This is a genomic window from Streptomyces sp. NPDC030820 (assembly GCF_055572075.1).
This window is the reverse complement of the sequence record NZ_JBVIEB010000004.1, coordinates 181,126-194,089: the sequence shown is the minus strand read 5'-3', so window position 1 is coordinate 194,089 and position 12,964 is coordinate 181,126. Positions and strand designations below refer to the sequence as shown.

Annotated in this window: 13 protein-coding genes; 8 read left to right on the top strand and 5 right to left on the bottom strand. The window is 69.2% G+C overall.

Annotated features, from left to right (window positions below):
* The first annotated feature begins 106 nt into the window (after positions 1–106).
* From ACZ418_RS12715 to ACZ418_RS12695, 5 genes are all read left to right on the top strand, one after another.
* Complete coding sequence (locus ACZ418_RS12715; RefSeq protein ID WP_468361290.1) at positions 107–553, top strand: hypothetical protein; 447 nt, start codon at positions 107–109, stop codon at positions 551–553.
* Between the two features lie 5 nt (positions 554–558).
* The gene (locus ACZ418_RS12710; RefSeq protein ID WP_468361287.1) at positions 559–2,736 is read left to right on the top strand and encodes a hypothetical protein; all 2,178 of its coding nucleotides are present in this window, start codon (positions 559–561) and stop codon (positions 2,734–2,736) included.
* Positions 2,736–3,398, top strand: coding sequence for a hypothetical protein (locus ACZ418_RS12705; RefSeq protein ID WP_468361284.1), 663 nt, complete (start codon positions 2,736–2,738; stop codon positions 3,396–3,398). Before ACZ418_RS12710 ends, ACZ418_RS12705 begins: the two co-directional genes overlap by 1 nt.
* Complete coding sequence (locus ACZ418_RS12700) at positions 3,398–3,874, top strand: hypothetical protein (protein WP_468361281.1); 477 nt, start codon at positions 3,398–3,400, stop codon at positions 3,872–3,874. Before ACZ418_RS12705 ends, ACZ418_RS12700 begins: the two co-directional genes overlap by 1 nt.
* 392 nt (positions 3,875–4,266) lie before the next feature.
* Entirely contained in the window at positions 4,267–5,040 is a 774-nt protein-coding gene (locus ACZ418_RS12695; protein WP_468361278.1) for a LuxR C-terminal-related transcriptional regulator, read from the top strand.
* Here ACZ418_RS12695 and tamR read toward each other — a convergent pair.
* Positions 4,999–5,496, bottom strand: a complete 498-nt coding sequence (tamR, locus tag ACZ418_RS12690; protein ID WP_468361275.1) for a MarR family transcriptional regulator TamR — start codon at positions 5,494–5,496, stop codon at positions 4,999–5,001. The two genes, ACZ418_RS12695 and tamR, sit on opposite strands and share 42 nt — an antisense overlap.
* Before the next feature lie 89 nt (positions 5,497–5,585).
* Between tamR and ACZ418_RS12685 the strand changes: the two genes are divergently transcribed.
* Both ACZ418_RS12685 and ACZ418_RS12680 read left to right on the top strand, forming a co-directional pair.
* A complete protein-coding gene (locus ACZ418_RS12685) occupies positions 5,586–6,398 on the top strand; it encodes a trans-aconitate 2-methyltransferase (RefSeq protein WP_468361272.1) in 813 nt (270 codons plus the stop codon).
* A gap of 2 nt (positions 6,399–6,400) precedes the next feature.
* Complete coding sequence (locus ACZ418_RS12680) at positions 6,401–6,784, top strand: VOC family protein (RefSeq protein WP_468361268.1); 384 nt, start codon at positions 6,401–6,403, stop codon at positions 6,782–6,784.
* A gap of 13 nt (positions 6,785–6,797) precedes the next feature.
* On the opposite strand, the gene ACZ418_RS12675 is transcribed toward ACZ418_RS12680, so the two are convergent.
* A complete protein-coding gene (locus ACZ418_RS12675) occupies positions 6,798–7,475 on the bottom strand; it encodes a TetR/AcrR family transcriptional regulator (RefSeq protein ID WP_067049993.1) in 678 nt (225 codons plus the stop codon).
* Positions 7,472–8,479, bottom strand: coding sequence for an acyl-CoA desaturase (locus ACZ418_RS12670; protein WP_468361265.1), 1,008 nt, complete (start codon positions 8,477–8,479; stop codon positions 7,472–7,474). Before ACZ418_RS12670 ends, ACZ418_RS12675 begins: the two co-directional genes overlap by 4 nt.
* A 301-nt stretch (positions 8,480–8,780) precedes the next feature.
* On the opposite strand from ACZ418_RS12670, the gene ppc reads away from it, so the two are divergent.
* On the top strand, positions 8,781–11,513 hold the full coding sequence (gene ppc / locus ACZ418_RS12665) for a phosphoenolpyruvate carboxylase (protein ID WP_468361262.1): 2,733 nt from the start codon (positions 8,781–8,783) through the stop codon (positions 11,511–11,513).
* Positions 11,514–11,582: 69 nt separating this feature from the next.
* On the opposite strand, the gene ACZ418_RS12660 is transcribed toward ppc, so the two are convergent.
* On the bottom strand, positions 11,583–12,272 hold the full coding sequence (locus ACZ418_RS12660) for a hypothetical protein (RefSeq protein ID WP_468361259.1): 690 nt from the start codon (positions 12,270–12,272) through the stop codon (positions 11,583–11,585).
* 126 nt (positions 12,273–12,398) lie between these two features.
* Positions 12,399–12,914, bottom strand: coding sequence for a hypothetical protein (locus ACZ418_RS12655; RefSeq protein WP_468361256.1), 516 nt, complete (start codon positions 12,912–12,914; stop codon positions 12,399–12,401).
* Between the last annotated feature and the right edge of the window lie 50 nt (positions 12,915–12,964).

Genomic DNA, 12,964 nt, shown 5'->3' with positions numbered 1-12,964 from the left:
AATGCCGAACTGCCATGAGTGCGTAGGTGACTTGGCAAGTCACGGTAAGGTGCGTGGCTGCACTGCACTGCCTGACAATGCATCGACACACGGGGGTGGGCCACTCATGGCGTGGCAGGAGTGGGAGCAGCTCAAGGCCCAGGCGGCTGATCGGCATGCCACGCGGATGCAGCTCAACCAGTACCCGGCCGACCAGGGAGGCGAAGGCACCCAGGGCGATCTCGTCGCACACCACCAGGACCTCGAAGCGGTCGGCAAGGCGGCCCATGAACTGTTCGACCGCTTCACGACCGACAGCGGGCACGCGCGTGCGACCTCCGAGGCCGCAGCAGGCGGCCTCAAGGGAGAGGGTTTTGCCTTGGGCGGCGCGCTGGAGCATGTGATGCATCGCTGGGACGAACAGTCGAAGACCCTGCTCGACGCGTGCGCGCACATCTCCAACCACCTGCGGTACACCAGGAACCAGCACGACGCCGACGACTCCTACATTGCCGGTGCGGTCAGCAGCATCGCCTCGCTCGACGAGGGCTTCGACGACCGGAAGGGCCACTGACGCCGATGGACCTCGACACGCTGCGGCACGGCAACTTCGCCAAGCTCGGTGAAGCGGTCACCGACTGGGAGCAGATGACGAAGAAGCTCGCCGATCTGAAGAAGGACGCCGAGGACAACCTCAAGGCAAAGGCCGACGAGGCCAAGTGGGCGGGAGCCAACGCGACCGTCAGCCGAGAGTTCATCGCCAAGACCGCTGCAGAGTTCGCCGACGCCCATACCCAGGCCAATTCCATCACCAAGATCCTCAGCGACACGCGCGGTGAACTCATCGGCTATCGCACCCAGCTGAACGATGCGATCAAGCGGGCCAATGACGACAACATAACGGTGGTCGACAACCATGACGGCACCTTTTCCGTCATGGGGAACACCCGGCCCGACTGGGCGTCCGACCCGAGCGGCAACACTGGTGCGACGGACCAGAACAAGGTCGACGCCTGTCGCCGCGAGATCCAGACCATCCTGACCAAGGCGACAGAGAGCGACAACAGCGCGGCAAAGGTCCTCAGAATCCTCGTCGACCAGGCGAAGTACGGCTTCACCGACGCCTCCTATGCGGACCGTGACGGGGCAGCCAAGGCAGTCGCGGCTGCGGAGAAGCTGGCGCAGATGGCCAAAAAGCCGGACGACATGTCCCTTGACGACATCGCCGCGTTCAACCGCACGATGGGGCAGTACCACGACGACCCGCTGTTCGCCGAGCAGTTCGCGAAGAACCTGGGGGCCAAGGGAACCCTCCAGTTTTGGAACGAGATGGCGTCCAAGCACGCCGGTGCCAGAGGCTCGGAACTCGACACGATGAAGGAGCTGCAGACCAATCTGAGTCTGACGCTGGCCACGGCGTCCTTCTCGGACTCCGGCGCGATGCAGCACTGGAAAAAGGACCTCATCGCCGAACGCAACACCAGCTTCCATCCCAACGGTTCGTTCAGCCCGGTCGGCGCGCTCGGATCTCAGATCATCAGCAGCCTGATGCGCCAGGGACAGTTCGACACCGAGTTCCTCGACGACTACCGGGAGAAGCTGTTCAAGGCGGACAAAGCAGCTGGCGACTCGGCTACGGACAACCTGTGGGTCAAGGGCTACGACTCGGTGGACCTCGTCTTCGGAGACGGCAACGGCCGGGACCCGCTGGAGGGACTGTTCGACGGCCTCTCCCACAACCCCGAGGCGGCCGAGCACGCCTTCGCGTCCAAGTCGGACCTGGACCACATGCTCGGCACCACCCGGTTCACCGACCGCGGAGCCTCCCTCGGCCGCGCCCTGGAGAGCGCCGTCACCGGCGTCGCCAACGGGGACACATCCTCGATGGCCCCGCCGCACAGCGCGGCCCAGGTCAAGATCATGGCCAACATCATGAACGCGGTGGCCCAGCCCGGCGGTGGCGCGGACCTCGTGAGCAAGGGGTTGGGCGAGAGCTTCGGGGACATGGCGGCGGCATACATGCCGGAGATCAGCCAGGCCCTGGCCGGCCCTGACTCGAAAGCTGTTTTCCTCACGAACAGTGAGGCGCCCGATGCCTTCCAGGGCAAGGGCCTCCCCGATGTGGTGAGATTCCTTTCCGCGACGTCCGCGGACCCGTCCGGCAGAGCCGGGATCGTCTATGGGGAGAGCATTTACACCGGCAGCCTCCTCGAATCACACCTCTCCGACCCGTCCTTGTTCGATGGCTCCCGTCAACAAGTGCTGACGGACATCGGCAGGAATGCGGGCATCATCGAGGGAATCGTCGGACATTCCGTCGCTGATGGCGCAGTGCAGGCCGCCGTCGGCGGGGAGACGGACTACAACCAAGCCCTGAAGGAAAAGGGGGATGCTGCCAAGACTTGGGTCAACATCGCTTTCACCGGCCTCAAGCTCCCCGAACATCTGGGCGGCGAGGTCATGGGGTCCGTCCTCGGCGGAGCGGCCGGAGCCGTTGCCGGTGGGGCCGTTGACCGTCTGATCGAAGGCCAGCAGATGCAGGGCGCCAAGGACGCGGCATTGTACTCGAGCGCCAAGGACCTGTATGCGATGCGGGATTCCGTTGACCAGCAAACACAATGGTCAACTGAAGACGCACTCGCCCGGCACCACGTGAACTTGCCCAAGCAGGGCACCGACGATCTCGTCCGCAATGCTGTCAACGCAGGCTGGGATGCCAGTAGTGAGTACCTGAGCAACACCAAGGAGCGTCCCTAGTGGAGAAGTCACAGAAGAGCCGGACACCGCTTGCCACATGGCGAAACGGGAGAGTCGTCCTCCTGTTTCTGGTGACTCTCGGGCTGTTCTGTGGCGCGGGATGGATGTTTCTGAACAAAGGTCTCTATCTGCTCCCCAGCACAATGTGCGAAGGAACTCTCAAACGCGATATGGCCAAAAGCGTGCTGCCGTCGGCGCGGTCGGCCGACAGTGGCTCCGACAGTCACGGTGCGGGGGCTGACCTTACTTTCTGGTGTCATGTCACCACCAGCAATGACTCGATCCTCTCCGGGGAAGCCCGGGTCCAGCCCGCCTCGCGCGAGGAATGGCTCGCATACTATCGGGGCTCCGGGGATCGGAAGAGAATCATCCGCGTCTCCGTGGGCGACATGGAAGCTCTGGCTCAGGTCGGTTCCGGCGCAGACACTTCATCGGTGTACGTGCCCTGTGCTCCGCCAGGTGTCCCCTCCTACAACGCCTCCCAGCCCTACGCGGTCGTCGGGGAGGCATGGATCCACGGACCTGCCAAAGCGGCGGGCGTGCCGCTGAGGCAGACGCTCACCGACTTTGCATATCAGCTCGCCGAACACGCCTACAAACTGGCCGAGTGCAAGGCTCCCCGCGACTTTCCCGAGAAACTGCCCCGTTACGAGGGCCGCTGATGACGGACGACGAACTGCGGTCCCTCTTCGACGGCCGGGGGACGATCGAGGTCCGGGGTGACGTATCGGTGAAAGCGCGGGCCGAGGAGATCGCGCACGCGCTCGGGTACCGGCTGGTCTCCACCGAGCGTCTCCGTGGTCCAAGCCATGTACTGCTCGGGTACCGTGGTCCCGTCACCGTGCGGCTGCTCTTCCGGCGCGACGACGACCCCCGGGCGCGCCGCAGGGCCGAGCAGACCATCGAGCGGCTGCGGGCCGGTGGTCCGGTGCTGGTGGAGGGTGAGCTGACTCCGCCCCCGCCGCCTCCCGCTCCGGCGCCGCCTCTCACGCCCCGGGCGCCGGCGCCCCGCCCCCGGCGCTCGCTGGAACCGCAGCCGCCGCCACCGGTGGGCCCGCCCCGGCCCCGGATCCCGCCCCGGCCGCACTATCCACCACCGCCCCCGCCGCCCCCGCCGCCCCCGCCGGCATCGGATTGAGCCCTGATTCTCCTGGGTCAGGCTGCCAGCCAGGCCGTCGGCGGGGGCGCGGCGGGAGGTCTGAGCTCCGCTGCTCGGAGATGAGCGGAGCAGATCGCGTCGGGGTTTGTCGACTTCCGTCTCAGTACGAAACTTGCGGCACACGATAAACGCGCTGGACGGCCAGTTCTGCAAATCTCCTTCCGCCGCGTGCTCCCGTCCGTACTCTGTGGAACAGCACCGGTGGGGGCCGGTGCTGATCAGGGGGCGAGACAGGCGGGTACGGCGCCCGCGGTGGGGGTAGCAGTTTCCGCGACGGCGGCGGCCGCGCGGTGCGCGTCCTTTCCGTGGGTTTCCGTACCCGCGCGGGTCGTCGTTCTCCGGTGGACCAGGCCCGGTCCGGGAGGGGTTTCGTGGTTCGTATCCGAGTCCTGGTCGTCGACGACCACCGTATCTTCGCCGAGTCGCTCGCCGCCGCCCTGGCCGCCGAGCCGGACGTCGAGGTCTCCGCCGCCGGCAGCGGTCCCGCCGCGCTGCGCTGCCTGGAGCGGGCGGCCGGTGAGGGCCGCCGCTTCGACGTGCTGCTGGTCGACGCCGACCTCGGTGGCCATGTGCCGGGCAGCCGTCCGGCCGTTCCCGTGCCGGTGCCGGAGGGCAACGAGGAGGGGCTGGTCGACGGGATCTCGCTGGTCGCCGGCGTCCGGGCCGCCCAGCCCGCCGTGCGGATCGTGGTGCTCGCCGAGAAGGACGATTCCCGGCGGGCGGCGCTCGCGCTGCAGGCCGGTGCCTCGGGGTGGGTCGCCAAGGACTGCTCGCTGTCCCGGCTGCTGACGGTGATCCGGGGTGTGCTGCGCGACGAGACCCATCTGCCGCCCGCCCTGCTCACCGGCGTGCTCAGGGAGCTGACGGCCGCCCGCCGGCACCGCACCGAGAGCGAGCGGCTGGTGGAGTCCCTCACCCCGCGCGAGCGGGAGGTGCTGCGCTGCATGGTCGCGGGCCTCGGCCGCAAGGCCGTCGCCGAGCGGCTGTTCCTCTCCCCGCACACCGTGCGCACCCATATGCAGAACGTCCTCGGCAAGCTGGGCGTCCACTCGACACTGGCCGCCGTCGCCCTCGCCCGCCGCGCGGGGGTCGGACCGGCCGAGCTAACCGGGGATGTTGTCGAACGGGGCGGTCAACTGGCGTAGCAGACCGGCCAGTTCCGCCCGCTGGGCGGGGGACAGCTCGGCCAGGATCGCCCGCTCCTGCTCCAGCAGGCCGGCCAGCGCCTGGTCGGCGCGGTCCCGGCCGGTGTCGGTCAGCCGGACCAGCACACCGCGCCGGTCGCTCGGGTCGGGCAGCCGCTCCACCAGGCCCTTCTTGGCCAGCCGGTCGATGCGGTTGGTCATCGTGCCCGAGGTGACCAGGGTCTGCGTCAGCAGCTGACCGGGGGAGAGCTGGTACGGCGTGCCCGCGCGCCGGAGCGCGGTCAGCACATCGAACTCCCACGGCTCCAGCTGATGCTCGGCGAAGGCGAGCCGGCGCGCACGGTCCAGATGCCGGGCGAGTCGGCTCACCCGGCTGAGCACTTCCAGCGGCTCCACGTCGAGGTCCGGACGTTCCCGGCGCCACGCTGCGACCAGCCGATCGACCTCGTCCTCCATGGAGATCAGTGTAGTGGTTGTGTCGACGTGAAGTCTCTTGATGTCAAGCCTCTTGACGTCGAGATAGCTTGGAGGGGACAGTGGTGGGCATGACGACACCGATCTGGGACCCCGGGCAGTACCTGCGGCACGCCGGTCACCGGGCCCGTCCCTTCGCCGACCTCCTCGCCCGCGTCCCCGCCCTCCCCACGCCGACGCCCCGCATCGCCGACCTCGGCTGCGGCCCGGGCAACGTCACCGCGCTGCTCACCGAACGCTGGCCCACCGCCCACGTCACCGGCTACGACAACTCCCCGGAGATGCTCGACAGGGCCCACACCGAGCACGAGGGCCCCACCGCCGGGGGCGGACGGCTGGACTTCGCCCCCGCCGACGTACGCACCTGGGTGCCCGGGGAGCCGTACGACCTGATCGTCTCCAACGCCACCCTCCAGTGGGTGCCGGGCCACGCCGACCGCTTCGCCCAGTGGACCGCCGGCCTCAGGCCCGGTGGCGCCTTCGCCTTCCAGGTGCCCGACAACATCGACGCCCCGCTGCACGCCCTGATGCGCGAACTCGCCGCCACCCCACGCTGGAAGTCCCGGCTCGCCGAGGTCCTGCGCCGCACCGACTCCGTGCACACCCCCGGCGCCTATCTGGACCGCCTCGCCCGCCTCGGCTGCGTGACCGACGTGTGGCAGACGACGTACTTCCATGTCCTGCAGGGCGAGGATCCCGTTCTGGACTGGGTGAAGGGGACCGGCCTCAGGCCCGCACTGACCGCGCTCGCCGACGACCCCGCGGCACGCGACGCGTTCCTGGCGGAGTACCGGGACCTGCTGCGGCAGGCCTACCCCAGCGCGCCGTACGGCACGGTCCTGCCCTTCCGCCGGCTGTTCGCCGTCGCCGTGAAGGAGGCCTGAGCATGCTCGCCGCGGTCGATCACGTGCAGCTGGCGGCCCCGCCCGGGTCGGAGGACGCGCTGCGGGCGTACTACGTCGACGTCCTCGGCATGACGGAGATCCCCAAGCCACCCGTGCTCGCGGCGCGCGGCGGCTGCTGGTTCCAGGCCGGAGCCGTGCAGCTCCACCTGGGTATCGAGGAGGCCCCCGCCGGAGGCGGAAAATGTCACTGTCGACCGGCGAAAAAGGCCCACCCCGGGCTGCGGGTGACGGAGATCGAGGCGTACGCCGCCCGGCTCACCGCGAAGGGCGCGAAGGTCACCTGGGACGACAACCTCCCCGGCCACCTGCGCTTCTACTCGCAAGACCCGGTGGGCAACCGGCTGGAGTTCCTCCAGCCCCGGTAACCGCCGCCCCTGGCTACGCCTTCCGGTGCCCGATCAGCCGCGGCTTCTGCTCCAGCCCGTCCAGCCCGTGCCACGCCAGGTTCACCAGATGCGCGGCGACCTCCGCCTTCTTCGGGCGGCGTACGTCCAGCCACCACTGGCCGGTCAGCGCGACCATGCCGACCAGCGCCTGCGCGTACAGCGGGGCCAGCTTCGGGTCGAAGCCGCGGGACTTGAACTCGCGGCCCAGGATGTCCTCCACCTGGGTGGCGATGTCCGAGATGAGGGAGGCGAAGGAGCCCGTGGACTGGGGGATGGGGGAGTCACGGACCAGGATGCGGAAGCCGTCCGTGTACTCCTCGATGTAGTCCAGGAGAGCGAACGCGGCCTGCTCGCACAGCTCGCGCGGGTGGCCGGCGGTCAGGGAACTCGTCACCATGTCCAGCAGGCGGCGCATCTCGCGGTCCACCACCACCGCGTACAGGCCCTCCTTGCCGCCGAAGTGCTCGTACACCACCGGCTTGGACACCCCGGCCTTCGCCGCGATCTCCTCCACCGAGGTGCCCTCGAAACCCTTCGCGGCGAAGAGGGTACGACCGATCTCCAGCAGCTGCTGGCGGCGCTCGGCACCGGTCATACGGGTCCGGCGGGTCCGCCGCGGTTTGTCGTTGCTGGAGGTGCTGCTGGAGTCGGTCGCCACGGCGTCAATCATGCCGCCTTCGCGGTCTCCCTCCGGCGCCGGGAGCCGTCCTGGTCGGTGTTCCGGCGCGAATCGATACGCGAGCGTGACGGCCAGCGCACGTCGTACGCCCAGCCGAGCAGCTCGAAGATGCGGATGAACCGGGCCGAGGAGTCGATCTGGCCGCGCATCACACCGTGCCGCGCCGAGGTCGGGTCGGCATGGTGCAGGTTGTGCCAGGACTCACCGCACGACAGCACCGCCAGCCACCACACGTTGCCCGAACGGTCCCGGGACTTGAACGGCCGCTTGCCCACCGCATGACAGATCGAGTTGATCGACCACGTCACATGGTGCAGCAACGCCACCCGTACGAGTGAACCCCAGAAGAACGCGGTGAACGCGCCCCACCAGGACATCGTCACCAGACCGCCGACCAGCGGCGGCAGGAGCAGGGAGACGCCCGTCCAGTACACGAACTGGCGGGAGATCGCCCGGATCGCCGGGTCCTTGATCAGATCCGGCGCGTACTTCTCCTGCGGAGTCTGCTCCTCGTCGAACATCCAGCCGATGTGAGCCCACCACAGGCCCTTCATCAGCGCCGGAACCGTCTCGCCGAACCGCCACGGAGAGTGCGGGTCGCCCTCCGCGTCGGAGAACTTGTGGTGCTTGCGGTGATCGGCCACCCAGCGCACCAGGGGGCCCTCGACCGCCAGCGAACCCATGATCGCCAGCGCGATCCTCAGCGGCCGCCTGGCCTTGAACGAACCGTGGGTGAAATACCGGTGGAAACCGATCGTGATGCCGTGACACCCCAGGAAGTAGAAGAACACCAGCAGGCCCAGATCGAGCCAGCTCACCCCCCAGCCCCAGGCCAGCGGCACGGCCGCCACGAGCGCCAGGAACGGCACGGTGATGAACAAAAGCAGCGTGATCTGCTCGATCGAACGCTTCTGCTCGCCACCCAGCGTGGCGGACGGGATCGGACTGTCGTCGGCCTTACGGGCTTTTTCGATCACATCGGAACTTGAGGTCATGCGCGTCCCCTGTGGGGTCGAGGGTCGAAGCAGATGCCGGGCCGCCGGAACCACACGGGAGGCGACGGCACTTCCCTACGGTTCCGTAACCTACGGCGTCGTAAGTATGGCAGCGTGTCGAGCGGCGGCAAGAGCCCCGGAGCCTGCGCGTCCCCATCGACACCTATCCTTGAACTCGGTCGGACAGCGCGGTCCGCTGAAGTTTCCTTCCCGGACGCTCCGGCCCGTATGCGGCGCCCGCCGCGCGGCAGCCGGCCGGGTTCCCTCCCAGAGAGCTTCCACACTGCAAGGAGCCGCACCTGTGAGCAGTGCCGACGACCAGACCACCACGACCAGCAGCGAGCTGCGCGCCGACATCCGCCGGCTGGGTGACCTCCTGGGCGAGACCCTCGTACGGCAGGAAGGCCCCGAGCTCCTCGACCTGGTCGAGAAGGTCCGCCGCCTCACCCGCGAGGACGGCGAGGCCGCCGCCGAGCTGCTGCGCGGCACCGAACTGGAGACCGCCGCCAAGCTGGTGCGCGCCTTCTCCACCTACTTCCACCTCGCCAACGTCACCGAACAGGTGCACCGCGGCCGCGAACTGCGCGCCCGGCGCGCCGCCGAGGGCGGCCTCCTCGCCCGCACCGCCGACCGGCTCAAGGACGCCGACCCCGCACACCTGAAGCAGACCGTCCAGAACCTGAACGTTCGCCCGGTGTTCACCGCACACCCCACCGAGGCCGCGCGCCGCTCGGTGCTGAACAAGCTCCGGCGCATCGCCGCGCTCCTGGAGACCCCCGTCCAGGGCTCCGACCGCCGCCGCCACGACGTCCGCCTCGCCGAGAACATCGACCTCGTCTGGCAGACCGACGAACTGCGCGTCGTCCGCCCCGAGCCCGCCGACGAGGCCCGCAACGCCATCTACTACCTCGACGAACTGCACGCCGAGGCCGTCGGCGACGTCCTGGAGGACCTCACGGCCGAACTGGAGCGCGTCGGCGTCAAGCTGCCCGACGACACCCGCCCCCTCACCTTCGGCACCTGGATCGGCGGCGACCGCGACGGCAACCCCAACGTCACCCCCCAGGTCACCTGGGACGTCCTCATCCTCCAGCACGAGCACGGCATCAACGACGCCCTGGAGATGATCGACGAACTGCGCGGACTGCTCTCCAACTCCATCCGCTACACCGGCGCCACCGAAGAGCTCCTGGACTCCCTCACCCAGGACCTGGAGGTGCTCCCCGAGATCAGCCCCCGCTACAAGCGCCTCAACGCCGAGGAGCCCTACCGGCTCAAGGCCACCTGCATCCGGCAGAAGCTGGAGAACACCAAGCAGCGCCTCGCCAAGGGCATCCCGCACGAGGCGGGCCGCGACTACCTCGGCACCAGTGAACTGCTGAAGGACCTCAGGATCATCCAGGCCTCGCTGCGCGAGCACCGCGGCGGCCTGCTCGCCGACGGCCGCCTGGCCCGCACCATCCGCACCCTCGCCGCCTTCGGCCTCCAGCTCGCCACCATGGACGTCCGCGAACACGCCGACGCCCACCACCACGCCCTCGGCCAGCTCTTCGACCGCCTCGGCGAGGAGTCCTGGCGGTACGCCGACATGCCCCGCGAGTACCGCGCCAAGCTCCTCGCCAAGGAACTGCGCTCCCGCCGCCCGCTCGCCCCCACCCCGGCACCCGTCGACGCGGCCGGGCAGAAGACCCTCGGCGTCTTCGAGACCGTCAAGAAGGCCCTGGAGGTCTTCGGCCCCGAAGTCGTCGAGTCCTACATCATCTCCATGTGCCAGGGCGCCGACGACGTCTTCGCCGCCGCCGTCCTCGCCCGCGAGGCCGGCCTGATGGACCTCCACGCCGGCTGGGCGAAGATCGGCATCGTCCCCCTGCTGGAGACCACCGACGAACTGCGCGCCGCCGACACCATCCTGGAGGACATGCTCTCCGACCCGTCCTACCGGCGCCTGGTCGCGCTGCGCGGCGACGTCCAGGAGGTCATGCTCGGCTACTCCGACTCCTCCAAGTTCGGCGGCATCACCACCAGCCAGTGGGAGATCCACCGCGCCCAGCGGCGCCTCCGCGACGTCGCCCACCGCTACGGCGTACGCCTGCGCCTCTTCCACGGCCGCGGCGGCACCGTCGGCCGCGGCGGCGGCCCCTCCCACGACGCCATCCTCGCCCAGCCCTGGGGCACCCTCGAAGGCGAGATCAAGGTCACCGAACAGGGCGAGGTCATCTCCGACAAGTACCTCATCCCCTCCCTCGCCCGGGAGAACCTGGAACTCACCGTCGCGGCCACCCTGCAGGCCTCCGCCCTGCACACCGCCCCCCGCCAGTCCGACGAGGCCCTCGCCCGCTGGGACGCGGCCATGGACGTGGTGTCGGACGCGGCGCACGCGGCCTACCGCGCCCTCGTCGAGGACCCGGACCTGCCGACGTACTTCCTCGCGTCGACACCGGTGGACCAGCTCGCCGACCTGCACCTGGGCTCCCGGCCCTCCCGCCGCCCCGGCTCCGGCGTCTCGCTCGACGGCCTGCGCGCCATCCCGTGGGTCTTCGGCTGGACCCAGTCCCGGCAGATCGTCCCCGGCTGGTTCGGCGTCGGCTCCGGCCTCAAGGCCCTGCGCGAGGCCGGCCTGGACACCGTCCTCGACGAGATGCACCAGCAGTGGCACTTCTTCCGCAACTTCATCTCCAACGTCGAGATGACCCTCGCGAAGACCGACCTGCGCATCGCCCAGCACTACGTAGACACCCTCGTCCCCGACGAGCTCAAGCACGTCTTCGACACCATCAAGGCCGAACACGAACTGACCGTCCGCGAGGTCCTGCGGGTCACCGGCGAGAGCGAACTCCTGGACGCCCAGCCCGTCCTGAAGCAGACCTTCGCCATCCGCGACGCCTACCTGGACCCCATCTCCTACCTCCAGGTCACCCTGCTCAAGCGCCAGCGCGACGCGGCCGCGGCGGGCACCGAGCCCGACCCGCTGCTCTCCCGCGCCCTGCTCCTCACCGTCAACGGCGTGGCGGCAGGCCTGCGCAACACGGGCTGACTCGCCGCCGAAACAGACAGTGCCCCCGAGGTCGTACGACCCCGGGGGCACCGCCCTGTCCGGCTCCCGTCAGCCACGCGCCTTACGGCGCCGCACCACCAGACAGCCGCCCACACCCACCAGCAGCGCAGCGGCACCCGACAGCACACCCACCGGAACGCCGTTACCCGTCTCGGCGAGACCGCCACCCTGCGCGGACGACGAGGACGACGGAACCGGAGCAGCAGACGACGAGGACGACGAACCAGGGGCCGACGAGGACGGCGACGCGGACGAGGACGGCGCGGGGGACGCGCTCGACGTCGCACCGGACGACGGACTCGACGACGGCGTACCGCCACCGCCACCGGAGCCCTGGCAGTCGGTCCAGAACACCTTGTGCTTGGCCGCGCCCTTCTCGCCCACGAAGTTCCAGAACAGCTTGTAGTGCCCGTCGGGCAGCGTCATGTCCGCCGTCCGGCCATGGCCGTCGGCGTCCAGGGACAGGGCACCCGACTTCACCGTCGTGCCCTTCGTCCCACCGGTCGGAGCCCACACCTCGATGCGCCAGTCGACCTGCTGGCCGCCGTCGAAGTGGAAGGCGTCCAGGTAGAACGAGCACACATGCGGCTGATTGCGCTCGTCGTACTCGTCCGTCGAGGACTTGTGGATCTTCACATCGCCGTTGTCGCCGGGCGGAGCGGCGTGCGCGGCGGGCGCGAGGAACAGCGCCGCCGACAGACCGGCGGACACCGCGCCGGCACGAATGAGGGTACGCATGGGACTGGTCCATCTTCGAGTGGCCTACGGGGAAGATGTGGAGGGGGCGACCCAGCTTCCAACTCCCGCTGACCCACGGTCAATCACGAAGACACAACACCTGCCCGGCACCACCGGCGCACGGAATCACGAACCCGCGGACACCGCCAGAAAAGCTCCCGTCAGCAAAGCCACCCCGCACCCCGCCAGCACCCACGCCACCCGCGTCCGCCGCAACCCGCCCGCGACCACCACCGAGGCCAGCAGCAACGCCCCACCCAACGGCACCCAGGCATACAGCATCCCCGCCGGACCCGAACGCACCGCGTCCGCCGTACCCGGCTTCAGCACCACGTCGTACGTCCGCCCCTTGCGCACCGCGACCGACTCCGCGATCTCCACACGCGCGCGTGCCCGCGCCCCCGCCGACGTCGGCGAGAAAGGACCACTGCACATGTCGTCCGAACAGGAGGTCACCCGCACCGTGCCCTGCTCCCGCCCCCTGGCCAGCATCACGTGCTGCGCGGTCCCCCAGGAACCCCACAGCCCGGCGAACAGAATCAACGCGGCGAGCACGCCCGTCGCCGCGATGCGCCCCCACCGCAACGCGGTCACGGAGGCCTGGCGAGCAGTGCTGGCAGTGGCAGGCATGGCCGGGATCATTGGCCATACCCGTACGAGCGGTCAACCTCACTGTCCGCCGTAGAAGCACA